Genomic DNA, 14,851 nt, shown 5'->3' with positions numbered 1-14,851 from the left:
CGCGCGGTACAATGAACGCATGATCGAAACCGACAAACTCGCCGCCGAGCGCATCATTGCGGCCACGCCCGTCTCGCCGAACGAAGAAGCGTTCGAGCGCGCGTTGCGCCCGCGCCAGCTCGAAGAATATGTCGGGCAGGAAAAAATACGCGGTCAGCTGGAAATCTTCATCGAGGCCGCCAGGCGCCGTTCCGAATCGCTCGACCACGTCTTGCTGTTCGGGCCGCCGGGTCTCGGCAAGACCACGCTCGCGCACATCATCGCGCGGGAAATGGGGGTCAATCTGCGGCAAACCTCCGGCCCGGTGCTCGAACGCGCCGGCGACCTCGCCGCGCTGCTCACCAATCTCGAAGCCAACGACGTCCTGTTCATCGACGAAATCCACCGGCTCTCGCCGGTCGTCGAAGAAATTCTCTATCCGGCGTTGGAGGACTATCAGATCGACATCATGATCGGCGAGGGACCCGCTGCGCGCAGCGTGAAGCTGGATCTGCAGCCGTTCACGCTGGTCGGCGCGACCACTCGCGCGGGCATGCTAACCAATCCGCTGCGCGATCGCTTCGGGATCGTCGCGCGGCTCGAGTTTTATAACGCGGAAGAACTGGCGCGCATCGTCACGCGTTCGGCGTCGTTGCTGCATGCGCAGATCCATCCGGATGGCGCCTTCGAAATCGCCAAGCGTGCGCGTGGCACGCCACGGATCGCGAACCGGCTGTTACGCCGTGTGCGCGATTTCGCCGAGGTGAAAGCAGACGGCAACATCACCGCGGAAGTGGCCGACGCCGCGCTCAAAATGCTCGACGTGGACGAGGTCGGCTTCGACCTGATGGACCGCAAGCTGCTCGAAGCGATTCTGCATAAATTCGACGGCGGCCCGGTCGGCGTCGACAATCTCGCAGCGGCAATCGGCGAAGAACGCGACACGATCGAAGACGTGCTCGAACCGTATCTGATCCAGCAGGGCTTCCTGCAGCGCACGCCGCGCGGCCGCGTCGCCACGCTGCTCACGTACCGGCATTTCGGTCTCGCCGCGCCAGACGCTTCGAGCCCCATAGCCGGCATATGGGATTCCGCCGCACCCTGAGCGCTCAGCGTCCCGGTTCCGGCACCCTCTTGAAGCTATCGTCATCGCTCGGCGCGTCGAGATGCGACACGTCCGCCCACGACACGATCGTCGCCTTGCTGGCGTCGTCGGCATAGTCGACCACGTTGACGCTCGTATTCAGCAACGCGTAGTCACGCGGCGCATCGAGCGACAATCCACAGGCGAACCGCCGCGCGCAATCCAGCACGCCACCATGGGCGACGACAGCGACCCGTCCGCCCTGATGCGCGGCGACGATCGGCTCAATCGCATGCAGCACACGATGGTAAAGCGTGCGCTGCGATTCACCTTCAGGGGGCGCGAAACCCGCGTCGCGGGTTTGCCAGTGCGCGTACTCATCGGGAAAACGGACGGCGATCTCGTCGCTGTCATGTCCCTGGAACGCGCCGTACGAGCGCTCTCGCAAGCTTTCACGCAGCTGTAACGGCAGACCGAGCGCGTCAGCGATCGGCAGCGCGGTTTGCTGTGCACGTAGCAGATCGCTCGAATAAATGGCGTCGAGCCGCGCGCCCTCTTTCACCTCACTTGCGATTCGGCGTGCAAGGCGTTGCGCCTGGGCAAGGCCGGTCGTCGCGAGCGGAATGTCGATGTGACCTTGAATGCGCTTGATGCGGTTCCAGTCGGTCTCGCCGTGGCGGATGAACAGAATCTGCGTGGTCATGGAATGAAAGTGAGCGCCAGTAGCAGGTTATGCCGAGCCGCTATTGTCGCAAAAGGCGGCTGGAGGAGTAGGAGTAGACACATGCCACCGCTTGCGCCACGCAGCGGCGATTGAATCTCAAGCGTTGGTCTGCAGCCAGAACGTGACCGGCCCGTCATTGACGAGCGACACCTGCATATCGGCGCCGAATTCACCTGTCTCGACGATCGGGTGCTTTGCACGAGCGGCCGAGACGAAGTAGTCGAACAGCCGCTTGCCCTCATCGGGCGGTGCGGCGGGCGTAAAGCTCGGACGCAGGCCGCTGTTGGTGTCAGCGGCCAACGTGAACTGCGAAACGAGCAGCAAGCCGCCCGCACGCCCGGCGCCGTCGAGATTCTGTACGGAGAGATTCATCTTGCCGGCCGCATCGCTGAAGACGCGGTAGCCGAGCACCTTGGCGAGTAGCCGGTCAGCTGCAGCCTCTGTGTCGCCACGTTCGGCGCACACGAGTGCGAGCAGGCCCGCCTCGATCGCACCGGTCACATGGTCGCCCACGCGCACTTCCGCGCGCCGCACGCGCTGAATCAGCGCGATCATCGGCTCGACTCCAGATGCAACGCCTGAATCATCATCGTGTTATCGCGAGCCATCAGGCCGTCAGCGTGACGCGCGCAAAACGGCGCTTGCCGACTTGCACAACGTACTCGCCGGCCTCGACCTTCAGGCCCTTGTCGGACACGGTCGCACCATCGATCTTCACGCCACCTTGCTCGATATTGCGCAAGGCCTCGCTGGTCGACGGCACGAGGTTGGCCTGCTTGAGCAACTGGCCGATTGCGAGCGGTGCGCCCGCGAGCGTCACGGCCGGGATATCGTCCGGTACGCCGCCCTTCGCGCGATGATTGAAGTCTTCGAGCGCGCGCTCGGCATCGGCTTGTGAGTGAAAGCGCGCGACGATTTCCTGGCCAAGCATCACCTTGAAATCGCGCGGATTGCGGCCCGCTTCGATCTCTTTTTTGAAGCCGGAGATCTCGTCCATCGGACGGAATGACAGCAGTTCGAAGTAACGCCACATCAGCACGTCGGAAATGCTCATTAGCTTGCCGAACATGTCCGTCGGCTTTTCGCTGATGCCGATGTAGTTGTTCTTCGACTTCGACATTTTCTCGACGCCGTCCAGGCCTTCGAGCAACGGCATCGTCAAGATGCACTGCTGTTCCTGACCGTATTGCTTCTGCAGTTCACGACCCACCAGCAGGTTGAACTTCTGATCCGTGCCGCCGAGCTCGAGGTCGGCATTCAGCGCGACCGAGTCGTAGCCTTGCATCAGCGGGTACAGGAGTTCGTGGATCGAGATCGGCACACCGCCCTGGAAACGCTTGGTGAAGTCTTCGCGCTCGAGAATACGCGCCACCGTGTAACGCGATGCGAGCTTGATCATGCCGTCGGCGCCGAGCGGCATCGACCATTCGCTGTTGTAGCGAATTTCGGTCTGGTCGCGGTCGAGCACGAGCGCGGCCTGCTCGAAATACGTCTTCGCGTTCGATTCGATCTGCTCGCGCGTGAGCGGCGGGCGCGTGGCGTTGCGGCCCGACGGATCGCCGATCAGCGAGGTGAAGTCGCCGATCAGGAAAATCACCGTGTGACCGAGGTCCTGCAACTGACGCATCTTGTTCAACACGACCGTGTGGCCGATGTGGATGTCAGGCGCGGTCGGATCGAGACCGAGCTTGATGCGCAGCGGCTTGGCCGTAGCCGCGCTCTTCGCGAGCTTTTGCGCGAATTCGTCTTCGATCAGCAGTTCGTCGACGCCGCGTTTAGTGACGGCGAGTGCGTGACGGACTTCGTCGGTGATCGGGAAGGCGGGGCTGGGCTTGGTGGACTCGGTGCTCATGCTGGAAACTTGAAGTCGCGAAAAAGGGAGATTGTCCCATAGATGCGCGCCGCCGCGCCCACTGACTCAGCCACGAGCGCCCGCCGGCACACGATTTCGGGCTGCCGCGCCGCGCCATCGGCATCGTGGCGCTTTATATTCGGCCGCGCTTGAGTCGATATTGAGTCGATAATCTGCTAAAACAGACGGCAACGAATCATCGAGAGGAGCAGCAACGTGGCGCAAGACCCCGCAGACGGCGTCTACTTTGGATTGATGTCCGGCACGAGCATGGACGGCGTGGACGGTGTCGCCGTCAAATTTGCACGAGGGAAGCCGCCTGTGGTGCTGGCCGAGGCGTTTGTCGGCTTCGCGGCAGGCTTGCGCGAGGCGTTATTCGCGCTTCAACAGCCGGGGGACAACGAGATCGAACGCGAAGCGCTGGCGGCCAACGCGCTCGCCACGCGCTACACCGTGTGCTGCCACGAATTGCTGCAAGGCAGCCGGGTGCCAGCCTCGGAAGTTCGCGCGATCGGCGTGCATGGCCAGACGGTGCGGCATCGGCCGGAAAAGGGGTACACGCGGCAGATTAACAACCCTGCGCTGCTCGCGGAAATGATGCACATCGACGTGGTCGCCGACTTCCGCAGCCGCGACGTCGCGGCCGGCGGACAGGGCGCGCCGCTCGTGCCGGCGTTTCACGCCACGGTATTCGGCGCGAAAGACGAAACGCGGGTGGTCTGCAATCTTGGCGGCATCAGCAATATCACGATCCTCAACGCAACCGGCGGGGTGCGCGGTTTCGACTGCGGGCCGGCAAACGCATTGCTCGACGAATGGGCGCAGCGCCATCTCGGCAAGCCTTTCGACGAGAACGGCCATTTCGCCGCGGGCGGACAGGTCGACCGCACGTTGCTGAACGCACTGCTCGACGAGCCCTTTTTCTCGCAACAACCGCCGAAAAGCACCGGCCGCGACTTGTTCAATCCGCAATGGCTGGATGCAAAGCTCCAGCCGTTCTCCGCGCTCGCCCCCGCCGACGTGCAAGCCACACTAGTCGCGCTAACCGCGGTAACAGTTGCTCGCGAAATCGAACGGCATGCGTCGGACGCTAAAGCGGTCTATGTGTGTGGCGGTGGCGCGCGCAATCCGGAGATTCTGAAAGCGCTGCAACAGGCGCTGGAGGATAGCGGCGTAAGTGGCGTGCCGGTGATGACAACCGACGCGCTCGGCGTACCGCCGAGCCAGGTCGAGCCGCTGGCGTTCGCATGGCTGGCGATGCGCTGCGTGGCGCGGCTGCCGGGCAATTTGCCGGCAGTCACTGGCGCTGCTGACGAGCGCGTACTGGGTGCGATCTACCCCCGTTAATCGAAGAGCCGGGGTTTGAACTCAGGCAATAAAAAACGGGGCCAAAGCCCCGTTTTCCTTTACAACCTGTCGCCTAACCGGCAGGCGATCAAACCGAGAACGACGAGCCGCAACCACACGTGGTTTGAGCATTCGGGTTCTTGATGACGAACTGCGCACCGTTGATGTCGTCCTTATAGTCGATCTCTGCGCCGACCAGATACTGGTAGCTCATCGAATCGATCAGCAGCTGGACGCCGCTCTTGTTCATGACGGTGTCGTCTTCGTTGACGGCTTCGTCGAACGTAAAACCGTACTGAAAGCCCGAGCAGCCGCCGCCCTGCACGAAAACGCGCAGTTTGAGGTCCGCATTGCCTTCTTCTTCGATCAGTTGCTTGACCTTGTCAGCCGCTGCGTCGGTAAAAACGAAGGGGGCGGGCATCTCGGTCACGGGTGTATCGGTGACTGCGTTCATTCGAACTCTCCAAAAAGCTTCTAACCGCTATTGTAGGGCTGATCTCGATATCGTGCCGAAGCCCACAAAATCAATGGGTTCTTCCACAAATTCAATGGACGGCCCTGATGCTGCCACCGGCCGGCCTGAGCGGGCCACATCGCGACCCCGGCAACGAAGCCGTCAGCGTGAAGCCAGGCCGCGAACCAATGAAAAAAGCCGCCTTCGCGAAAGCGTTGGCGGCTTTTGCAGCGTTCCAGCCCGAAAGCCGGATCGCACACGAAGCGATTAACGCTTCGAGAATTGCTTCCTGCGACGTGCCTTGTGGAAGCCGACCTTCTTACGTTCGACTTCACGAGCGTCACGCGTAACGAAGCCAGCCTTCGACAGTTCCGGCTTCAGCGTTGCATCATAGTCCATCAGCGCGCGGGTAATGCCGTGGCGAACCGCACCGGCTTGACCCGTTTCACCGCCACCCGACACGTTGACCTTGATGTCGAACGTGACGCCGTGGTTCGTGAGTTCCAGCGGCTGACGCACGATCATCAGCGACGTTTCGCGCGAGAAGTACTCAGCGATGGGCTTACCGTTCACAACGATATCGCCCTTGCCTGCCTTGATGAACACACGTGCAGTGGCGCTCTTGCGGCGGCCCGTGCCGTAATTCCAGTTACCGATCATGTGGGCTCCCCTTAGATCTCGAGCGCTTTCGGCTGTTGTGCCGAATGCGGATGCGTTGCTTCAGCGTAGACCTTCAGCTTCTTGATCATCGCGTAGCCGAGCGGGCCCTTCGGCAGCATGCCCTTGACCGCTTTCTCGAGCGCACGGCCCGGGAAGCGTTCTTGCATCTTGCCGAACGTCGTTTCATAAATACCGCCCGGGTAACCCGAGTGACGGTAGTACTTCTTGTCAGTAGCCTTGTTACCCGTGACGCGCAACTTGCCGGCGTTGATAACGATGATGAAATCACCGGTGTCGACGTGCGGAGTGAATTCAGGCTTGTGCTTGCCGCGAAGACGGTGTGCCACTTCGCTGGCGACACGCCCGAGAACCTTATCCGTCGCGTCAATCACGTACCATTCACGCGTAACCTCATGGGCTTTTGCGGAAAACGTCTTCATGATCGATCCAAAAAAATTGCTGCGCCCAATGTATTTTTTCCTGCTTGTAGTGTGCGCATCGAGGCGCGTGCAGGCTCTCCCTGGTTCTTCCTCCGCGGGCGCGGATGCGGAAAAGCTCTGAATTATAAAGGAATTTGTCACGCCGAGTCAAAGTCTGCGGGGGTTTGGGCGAGAAATCGGGCGATCCGGTGGCCAGATACAACCATTTGCCCTTCCCACTAGCCCTGAAACCGGCGTCGGCGAGATCGAAAGTGCGGGCGAAAAAAAACCCGAACTAGTGGTTCGGGTTTAATCCACCAAAGGAGGAGGTGGAGGAGACAGCGGAGGTTGCAGAACTGCTGCAACCGATGGGATCGATTATATGAGGCAGCCTTGTGCGACGCAAGAACATTTGCATTGTGAAATATGACTTCACAATGTGACAGATACGTCCGCAGGCCGAAAAACGCTGAATTCCTTTTAAAATCAATAGCAAAAACCATTTCAGGCGACTGCCTAAGCAGACATCAGCTAGAGTAAAACCCCTAAACCCGTCAGGGCATTCCCGAACCGGCGAAACATGCCGCATCGCAACACGCAAGCAGTCATTGAGCATAAATTTTGGCGAAAGTCCCTTCGGGCGGACACGCAAACACCGGGCTACAATGCCGTTTCGATATAAGCGCAGCGCGGTGGAGCACAGCATGGAATGCAAAGTGAGCTGGATGGGGCAAGACGGGATGGCATTTGCGGCCGAAACGGGCAGCGGTCATCTGGTCACGATGGACGGCGCGCCGGAAGGCGGCGGCCGCAATCTTTCGCCGCGTCCGATGGAAATGGTTCTGCTCGGCACGGGCGGCTGCACGGCATACGACGTCGTGATGATCCTGAAGAAGAGCCGCCAGGAAATCGCCGGTTGCTCGGTGACGCTAAAGGCCGAACGCGCCAGCGAAGATCCGAAGGTGTTCACCAAAGTCCACTTCCACTTCACCGTGACGGGCAAGAATCTGAACCCGGCTACAGTGGAACGCGCGATCAATCTGTCGCACGACAAATACTGCTCGGCGTCGATCATGATCGCGAAGACGGCCGAACTCACGCACTCGTTCGACATCGTCGCGGGTTGAGCACGGCGCTTCGGCGCAGGTAACTCAAAGCGCGGGGCAAAGTAAAAATGCCGGCGTCCATACGGACGCCGGCATTTTTTGTTGGGTGGCAAAGCAGGCCGATAAGCCGGATTCTGTGCGCGCATCACGTTCGAAAACGCGACGCGCGTAGCAGTCATTCCTCTAGGCGCGCCATTACTGACGCGCTCAAGCTTCCTACCCGCAGACGTGACGGGGGCCCCGTCCTGCATCTCGAAGATGCTAGCCTGCCTACTTGGAATTGCTCCGGGTGGAGGTTACCGTGCCGGTCTGCCTTGCAGCAGCCGCGGTGCGCTCTTACCGCACCGTTTCACCCTTACCTGATCCCGGCTTGCGCCGGGCCATCGGCGGTTTGCTTTCTGTTGCCCTGTTCCGCGTGTCACCACGGATGGCCGTTAGCCATCACCCTGCCCTATGGAGTCCGGACTTTCCTCGCCCTCTTTGGCCGAAGCCGCAGAGGCCGCGACTGCCTGGCCTGCTTTGCTGGGGCGCATTTTAACACTGTGACGGATAGGGAGTGGCTTTGACGGCTGGAATAGTCCGATGGCCATCTATCACGTTCAACCCCGTCGACGCTTCGGTCCGAGCCGCGCCTACGTTGGGCAATCGCTTAAGCCAGGCGAACTGGTTCACGTGAACCGCCGACCTTTAGCGCGAACGCCGCCCCGTGCGAAATACGGACGTGTCGCTGTAAAACAGAGGCGATTCGTTCCCGGCGCACCAGCCCGGAATCCCCAGTTCGGGCAGCGGAGCAAACATGCGGCTCGTCAATGCATCGGTATTCAGTAATGTCGCGCTGACAGACTCGTCCAGCCATGCGTCTCGTGCCGCGGCGCCCCAGCCGAAGTATTCGGATGGCACGTCGACAATCCACGCGTGACCCGTGCAGGCCTTGAACGGCGCGATCAGCTTTTCCAGCAGCGCGTGACCAAAACAGCGCACTTCACAGCGCATCCCCCAGGCATCACGGTTAGCAACCAGCAGCGTCTGCCAGTCAAACCCGCGCAAGGCCACGCTCAACGCCGGGTCAGCGCAGGCAAACAGCAGCGCGTTTTCGTCGAACAAGGTCAACGCGTCACGCACACCGCCGCGGGTTGGACCGACGCCTAATAAGTCGATCGCCGTTGACTGCCGCGCATTCAACGCCGCCTTGATACGCGGAAACGCAAACCACATCGACCCGTTGAAGAAGTCATGCAGGTTGTGGCGCGTCGGCACGCAGCCCGTCGCCGCGATGTGCGCCTCGTAAGCCGCGCCCGGCGGCAGATCGTCCTGCGCAATGAACGCGAGTCTCTGACCGCGCCCCGTGACTTGCCGCATCTCGCCGGCATCGGCATTCATTTCTGCGAGCAAAGCCGCGTAGCTCGTCAGCGAGCCCTGCTGCCAGCGCTCGCCGCGCGCCGCAAACGGCGCGAACCACGGCTTCGACCAGTCGATATCGGCGAAACCCAAGCCTGGGACCACACGCGCCGCCTCTTGCACCTGCATCTAGCGCAACCTTAGACGAGCCGCCAACCAATCGACTCGCCGCCACGCAGCGGCACAACAGGCGTGTCGCCGACCGGCAATTCAGCCGGCAGCGTCCATTCTTCACGGCGCAGCGTGACCTTCTCGTCGCTGCGCGGCAGACCGTAGAAGTCTGCGCCGAAGAAGCTGGCGAAGCCTTCGAGCTTGTCCAGCGCGCCGGCTTTGTCGAATGCTTCCGTATAGAGTTCGAGCGCATGCAGCGCCGTGTAGCAACCCGCGCAACCGCACGCGTGTTCCTTCAAGCCCTTCGGATGCGGCGCGCTATCCGTGCCGAGGAAGAAGCGCGGATTACCCGAGGTCGCCGCCTCGACCAGCGCCACGCGATGCGTCTCGCGCTTCAACACCGGCAGGCAGTAGTAATGCGGGCGAATGCCGCCCTGGAAAATTGCGTTGCGGTTGTACAGCAGATGGTGCGCGGTAATCGTCGCACCCAGCAGCCCCGGCGCCACGCCGGCATCGCGGATGTAGTCGACTGCATCTTTCGTGGTGATGTGCTCGAACACCACCTTCAGCGCCGGAAATTCGCGGCGCAGCGGCGTCATCACGCGGTCGATGAACACTTTCTCGCGGTCGAACAGATCGATCGACGAATCCGTCACTTCGCCGTGCACCAGCAGCGGCATGCCGGCTTCCTGCATCACTTCGAGCGTTTTGGCGCACTTCATGATGTCGGTTACGCCCGCGTCCGAGTTAGTGGTAGCGCCCGCCGGGTACAGCTTCACGCCATGCACGAAGCCGCTTTCGTGCGCGCGGCGGATTTCGTCGGGCGGCGTGTTGTCGGTCAGGTACAGCGTCATCAGCGGTTCGAACTTCGCCCCGGCCGGGATCGCGGCGACGATGCGCTCGCGGTACGCCTGTGCCATCGCGGTGGTGGTGACCGGCGGCTTCAGGTTAGGCATGATGATCGCGCGGCCGAACTGGCGCGCGGTATCCGGCAACACGGCAGCAAGCATCTCGCCGTCGCGAACGTGCAGGTGCCAGTCGTCCGGGCGGGCGAGCGTAACGGTGTCGATGGAATCGAGGGAGGCGTTGGAAGCGGTCATGGCGAGAGGGGAACGAGATTCGGCGATAAAAGCGTGGCCGACGTGGGCACACCCCGGCAATTCGTGCCGTTGCGGCCTGAACACACGTCAATTTTGCTATTTGGCGCTTCTGGCTCGGTGATATGCTTGGAAAATCATCATTGTAACGGCTCGCCCCGTTCACAGGCTTACCCGCAACATGTGCCAACTTCTCGGAATGAACTGCGCCGCGCCGACGGACGTCACGTTCTCGTTCACCGGCTTTGCGGCGCGCGGCGGCGTCACCGATCACCACGCGGACGGCTGGGGCATCGCCTTCTTCGAAGACAAAGCCTGCCGCCTGTTCATCGACCATCAATCGTCGGCCACCTCGCCGATCGCCGAGATGGTCAAGCGCTACCCGATCAAATCGAAGAACACGATCGCGCATATTCGCAAGGCGACGCAAGGGCACATTCTGCTCGAAAACTGCCATCCATTCATGCGCGAACTGTGGGGACGTCACTGGATCTTTGCGCACAACGGCGACCTGAAAGATTATTCGCCGGCGCTAAACGGCGTCTATCAACCGGTCGGCACAACCGATAGTGAGCTCGCCTTCTGCGCGCTGCTGCAAGGCTTGCGCAAGGCTTTCCCGGGCGCGCAGCCGCCGCTGGAAGAACTATTCGCGGCGCTCGAAACCCTCACGCGCGAGATCACGCAGTTCGGCGTTTTCAATTTCCTGATGTCGAATGGCCAGGCGCTATTCGCGCATTGCTCGACGCATCTGTACTACATCGTGCGGCGCTGGCCGTTCTCGACCGCCCATCTGGTCGATGCGGATGTATCGATCGATTTCGCCAAATACACCACGCCGGAAGACCGCGTCGCCGTGATCGCGACTAAACCGCTCACCGATAACGAAATCTGGACCGCCTTCCAGCCAGGCGATCTGATGATGTTCCAGCATGGCGAAGTCATCGGCCGTGTCAACGTTCCCGTGCCGGCTTCGGTGCTGGAGAAACTGCGCAATCCGGAGTTGGATGCATCGGCTTCGGCGACCACGATTGCAGCCTCGGTTGAGGCGGTGACCACGGCCGAGGTCGACCTCGAAGCGGCGGACGACGCCGCCGCGTTCGAATCCTGACCTGCGAATGCGCTCGCTAACGTCGGAACACCGGCTCTATGCCTGTGTGCACAAACGCGTGATTTCTTAACCCGCGTCCGCATCCCGCTCGGCAGAACGAGCAACCCGTGCTCACCTCGCGCACACCAGCACGCCAGAAACAAAAAAGCCGCTTCTTCCGAAGCGGCTTTTTTCTGCGCCGGCCACGCCGCATAAGCAGCGTGACCCGATAGAACACTCAGTGCAGGATCTTCGCCAGAAAATCCTTCGCACGATCCGACTTCGGATTCGCGAAGAAGTCTTCCTTGCGATCGTCTTCCACGATCAAGCCCTTATCCATGAAGATCACGCGGTGCGCGACCTTCTTGGCAAAGCCCATTTCGTGCGTGACGCACATCATCGTCATGCCTTCCTGCGCGAGTTCGACCATCACGTCGAGCACTTCGTTGATCATTTCCGGATCGAGCGCGGAAGTCGGCTCGTCGAACAGCATCGCAATCGGGTCCATGGACAGCGCGCGCGCAATCGCCACACGCTGCTGCTGACCACCCGACAATTGTCCCGGAAACTTATCTGCGTGCGCACGCAGACCGACGCGATCGAGCAGCTTGTAGCCCTTGGTCGTGGCTTCGTCCTTCGAGCGGCCGAGTACCTTGATCTGCGCGAGCGTCAGGTTCTGCACGATCGACAGATGCGGGAACAGCTCAAAGTGCTGGAACACCATGCCGACCTTCGCACGCAGCTTCGACAGATTGGTTTTCTTGTCGGTCAGCGATTGGCCGTTGATGACGATCTCGCCCTTCTGGAACGGCTCGAGGCCGTTGACGGTTTTGATCAGCGTGGACTTGCCCGAACCCGACGGGCCACACACCACCACCACTTCACCTTTTTTGACTTCCGTCGTGCAGTCGGTCAGCACTTGAAACTGGCCGTACCACTTCGAAACATTCTTGATAGAGATCATCTTGCGACCTTTTTCTGAAGACCTTTGACGAGGCTCGACGCGATCACACAGACCACGAAATAACACGCGCCCGCGAACAGTACCATCTCGACATTCGTGCCGTCACGGTCGCCAATATTCGTGGCGGTGCGGAAGAAGTCAGCGAGGCTGATCACGTAGACGAGCGACGTATCCTGAAACAGCACGATACCTTGCGTAAGCAGCAGCGGCACCATCGCGCGGAACGCCTGCGGCAGCACGATAAGGCGCATTGCCTGCGGGTAGCTCATGCCGAGCGCGAACGCGGCATTGACCTGGCCACGCGGCACGGCCTGAATGCCGGCGCGGATGATCTCCGAATAGTACGCTGCCTCGAACAGCGAGAAAGCGACCATCGCCGAAGCCAGCCGGATGTCGATATCCGGCGACAAACCCAGCACGTTTTGCAGCACCTGCGGCACGATCAGGAAGAACCACAGCAGCACCATCACCAGCGGGATCGAACGAAACACCGTGACATACGCCTTCGCGAACCATTCGAACGGCTTGATCGGCGAGAGCCGCATCATCGCGAGAATCGTGCCCCAGACGATGCCGATCACAATCGCAAGCAGCGTGATCTTGATGGTGACAATAGCGCCGGTCCACAACGTAGGCAGTGCGCCCGGAATACCGCTCCAGTCGAAATGATGCATCACTTACCTCCGATATAGCCGGGCAACCGGGTTTTGGCTTCGACCCAGCGCATCAGTTGCATCACGACCAGATTGATCAGCACATACGCCAGCGTGACCGCGATAAACGACTCATACGTCTGCGACGTGTAGTCGACCAGTTGGCGCGCCTGGGCGGACAGATCCAGCAGACCGATCGTCGACGCGACCGCCGAGTTCTTGAAGATATTCAGAAACTCGGACGTGAGCGGCGGCACGATGATCCGGTACGCAACCGGCAGCAGCACGTAACGATACGTCTGCCATTGCGTGAACCCCATTGCCAGACCCGCGGCGCGCTGGCCGCGCGGCAACGCGTTGATGCCCGAGCGCACTTGCTCGCACACGCGCGCGGCGGTGAAGAGCCCAAGACACACGATCGACGACGAAAAGAACTGCGCGCCAGGCGGCAGTTGCTTGTACCAGTTACCGATCGACGCAGGCAGCAACTCCGGTATCACCAGATACCAGATGAAGAACTGCACGATCAGCGGGATGTTGCGGAAAATCGCGACATAGAGCGTGCCGATGCCCGACGCCCATTTGTTCGGCACCGTGCGCAGCACACCGAAAAACGAACCGACGATCAGCGCGATCACCCATGCCGACAGCGACACGGTAATCGTCACCCAGAAGCCTGACATCAGCCAGCCCAGGTAGGTGGTCGGCTCGCCGGTGGAGACCGGACTCAGCAGAATGCCCCAGTTCCAGTGATATGACATGACCAAGACTCCAGCAAAAAGAAACGGAAGAAGCGCGTGGCCCCTTCCGTTTCGTTCAGCGTTTCAAAAAAACAGCTAAGGTTTAATCGATTGCCTTGTCATTCGGGCTCTTGTAGAGCGCCTTGATGTCGTCGCTTTCCGGGAAGTTCAGGTTCAGGCCCTTCGGCGGAATCGGCGATTCGAACCACTTCTTGTAGATCTGATCGGCTTCGCCCGAGGTTTCGACCTTCGCGATGGCGTCGTCCACCACCTTCTTGAACTCCGGATCGTTCTTGCGAATCATGCAGCCGTACGCTTCATGCGACTGCGGCGTGCCGACGATCACGAAGTCGCCCGGGTTGTTCGACTTGGCGCGCTCGCCTGCCAGCAGCGCATCGTCCATCATGAACGCAGCAGCACGGCCGGTGGAGAGCGTCAGGAACGACTCGCCATGGTCCTTCGCGCTGATGATGTTCATACCCATGCTCTTGTCCTGATTCATCTTGCGAAGCAGGCGCTCGGAGGTGGTGCCGGCCGTCGTGACGACGGTCTTGCCCTTCAGGTCCGCGAAGTCCTTGATGCCCGAGTCTTTCTTGGTCATCAGACGCGTGCCGATCACGAAGATCGTGTTCGAGAACGCAGCCTGTTGCTGGCGCTCGGCGTTATTGGTGGTCGAGCCGCATTCCATGTCGACGGTGCCGTTTTGCACCAGCGGAATACGGTTTTGCGACGTGACAGGCGTCAGCTTGACCTTCAGGTTAGGCATGTTCAGCTTCTGCTTGACCGCCTCAACCACCTTCAGCGCGAATTCCTGCGAGTAGCCGATGACATTCTGCTTGTCGTCGTAGTACGAAAACGGGATCGACGATTCGCGGTGTCCCAGCGAAATGACGCCCGTATCTTTGATCTTTTTCAGCGTACCAGCGTCTTGCGCATGCGCGCCAACCGTAAACAGTCCGAGAGTCGCGAGCAGCAGCGCAGCTTTTTTAACCTTCATGTGTGATCTCCTTGGCAAGAACCGGCGCCAGTTTAGCAAAGTAATTATTCTGAAAGTATTGCTATAAACCATGTTTGTTGCGTCTGTGCCGCTACGGGATTACGGCGCCTTATCCGGCAATCCCGCAGAGGCAGACACGCAAAGGCGGGCGGCATCGATACGATGCCGCCCGCCGGGTA

16 protein-coding genes and 1 other RNA gene are annotated in these 14,851 nt (G+C 60.6%); 4 read left to right on the top strand and 13 right to left on the bottom strand.

Annotated elements, in window-relative coordinates; translation table 11 throughout:
* Nucleotides 1–19: 19 nt before the first annotated feature.
* The gene (gene ruvB / locus PQR40_RS30125) at nucleotides 20–1,084 is read left to right on the top strand and encodes a Holliday junction branch migration DNA helicase RuvB (protein WP_408231443.1); all 1,065 of its coding nucleotides are present in this window, start codon (nucleotides 20–22) and stop codon (nucleotides 1,082–1,084) included.
* 4 nt (nucleotides 1,085–1,088) lie between these two features.
* Here the strand turns inward: ruvB and PQR40_RS30120 are convergent, their stop codons facing one another.
* The 3 genes from PQR40_RS30120 to tyrS form a co-directional block, all read right to left on the bottom strand.
* Entirely contained in the window at nucleotides 1,089–1,766 is a 678-nt protein-coding gene (locus tag PQR40_RS30120; RefSeq protein ID WP_408510488.1) for a histidine phosphatase family protein, read from the bottom strand.
* Nucleotides 1,767–1,883: 117 nt separating this feature from the next.
* Nucleotides 1,884–2,342: a D-aminoacyl-tRNA deacylase gene (dtd, locus tag PQR40_RS30115; protein ID WP_408339473.1), complete on the bottom strand. Its 459-nt coding sequence runs from the start codon at nucleotides 2,340–2,342 to the stop codon at nucleotides 1,884–1,886.
* A gap of 52 nt (nucleotides 2,343–2,394) precedes the next feature.
* A complete protein-coding gene (tyrS, locus tag PQR40_RS30110; protein WP_408339471.1) occupies nucleotides 2,395–3,639 on the bottom strand; it encodes a tyrosine--tRNA ligase in 1,245 nt (414 codons plus the stop codon).
* 216 nt (nucleotides 3,640–3,855) lie between these two features.
* Between tyrS and PQR40_RS30105 the strand changes: the two genes are divergently transcribed.
* A complete protein-coding gene (locus PQR40_RS30105; RefSeq protein ID WP_408231432.1) occupies nucleotides 3,856–4,986 on the top strand; it encodes an anhydro-N-acetylmuramic acid kinase in 1,131 nt (376 codons plus the stop codon).
* Between the two features lie 88 nt (nucleotides 4,987–5,074).
* Here the strand turns inward: PQR40_RS30105 and erpA are convergent, their stop codons facing one another.
* From erpA to rplM, 3 genes are all read right to left on the bottom strand, one after another.
* Complete coding sequence (gene erpA / locus PQR40_RS30100) at nucleotides 5,075–5,440, bottom strand: iron-sulfur cluster insertion protein ErpA (protein ID WP_054034493.1); 366 nt, start codon at nucleotides 5,438–5,440, stop codon at nucleotides 5,075–5,077.
* A 267-nt stretch (nucleotides 5,441–5,707) separates the two neighbouring features.
* A complete protein-coding gene (gene rpsI, locus PQR40_RS30095) occupies nucleotides 5,708–6,100 on the bottom strand; it encodes a 30S ribosomal protein S9 (RefSeq protein WP_074302436.1) in 393 nt (130 codons plus the stop codon).
* 11 nt (nucleotides 6,101–6,111) lie between these two features.
* The gene (gene rplM, locus PQR40_RS30090; protein WP_007180422.1) at nucleotides 6,112–6,540 is read right to left on the bottom strand and encodes a 50S ribosomal protein L13; all 429 of its coding nucleotides are present in this window, start codon (nucleotides 6,538–6,540) and stop codon (nucleotides 6,112–6,114) included.
* 683 nt (nucleotides 6,541–7,223) lie between these two features.
* Between rplM and PQR40_RS30085 the strand changes: the two genes are divergently transcribed.
* Entirely contained in the window at nucleotides 7,224–7,646 is a 423-nt protein-coding gene (locus PQR40_RS30085) for an OsmC family protein (protein ID WP_408231429.1), read from the top strand.
* Between the two features lie 86 nt (nucleotides 7,647–7,732).
* Here PQR40_RS30085 and rnpB read toward each other — a convergent pair.
* The 3 genes from rnpB to pyrC all read right to left on the bottom strand — a co-directional run bounded on the left by rnpB (nucleotide 7,733) and on the right by pyrC (nucleotide 10,234).
* Nucleotides 7,733–8,146: RNase P RNA component class A (gene rnpB / locus PQR40_RS30080), an RNA gene on the bottom strand.
* 166 nt (nucleotides 8,147–8,312) lie between these two features.
* A complete protein-coding gene (locus tag PQR40_RS30075) occupies nucleotides 8,313–9,152 on the bottom strand; it encodes a DUF3025 domain-containing protein (RefSeq protein WP_408510487.1) in 840 nt (279 codons plus the stop codon).
* An 11-nt stretch (nucleotides 9,153–9,163) separates the two neighbouring features.
* Nucleotides 9,164–10,234 carry a dihydroorotase gene (gene pyrC, locus PQR40_RS30070; RefSeq protein WP_408510486.1) on the bottom strand — a complete coding sequence of 357 codons (1,071 nt, stop codon included), beginning with the start codon at nucleotides 10,232–10,234 and terminating at the stop codon, nucleotides 9,164–9,166.
* A gap of 178 nt (nucleotides 10,235–10,412) precedes the next feature.
* Here pyrC and PQR40_RS30065 point away from each other — a divergent pair, with 178 nt between their 5' ends.
* Complete coding sequence (locus PQR40_RS30065; RefSeq protein ID WP_408231421.1) at nucleotides 10,413–11,339, top strand: class II glutamine amidotransferase; 927 nt, start codon at nucleotides 10,413–10,415, stop codon at nucleotides 11,337–11,339.
* Between the two features lie 217 nt (nucleotides 11,340–11,556).
* On the opposite strand, the gene PQR40_RS30060 is transcribed toward PQR40_RS30065, so the two are convergent.
* The 4 genes from PQR40_RS30060 to PQR40_RS30045 form a co-directional block, all read right to left on the bottom strand.
* Entirely contained in the window at nucleotides 11,557–12,282 is a 726-nt protein-coding gene (locus tag PQR40_RS30060; protein ID WP_074282222.1) for an amino acid ABC transporter ATP-binding protein, read from the bottom strand.
* Complete coding sequence (gltK, locus tag PQR40_RS30055) at nucleotides 12,279–12,956, bottom strand: glutamate/aspartate ABC transporter permease GltK (RefSeq protein ID WP_408231417.1); 678 nt, start codon at nucleotides 12,954–12,956, stop codon at nucleotides 12,279–12,281. The genes PQR40_RS30060 and gltK overlap by 4 nt, the downstream gene beginning before the upstream one ends.
* Nucleotides 12,956–13,696: an amino acid ABC transporter permease gene (locus PQR40_RS30050; RefSeq protein ID WP_408231414.1), complete on the bottom strand. Its 741-nt coding sequence runs from the start codon at nucleotides 13,694–13,696 to the stop codon at nucleotides 12,956–12,958. Before PQR40_RS30050 ends, gltK begins: the two co-directional genes overlap by 1 nt.
* An 82-nt stretch (nucleotides 13,697–13,778) precedes the next feature.
* Nucleotides 13,779–14,672 (bottom strand): glutamate/aspartate ABC transporter substrate-binding protein, encoded by an 894-nt coding sequence (locus PQR40_RS30045; protein WP_325046353.1) that lies wholly within the window; start codon nucleotides 14,670–14,672, stop codon nucleotides 13,779–13,781.
* Nucleotides 14,673–14,851 lie beyond the last annotated feature (179 nt).

Origin of the sequence: Paraburkholderia sediminicola (genome assembly GCF_046026855.1) — a bacterium.
Lineage (GTDB): Bacteria > Pseudomonadota > Gammaproteobacteria > Burkholderiales > Burkholderiaceae > Paraburkholderia > Paraburkholderia sediminicola_A.
The sequence above is the reverse complement of the archived record's forward strand: the minus strand, read 5'-3'. Positions and strand labels throughout refer to the sequence as shown.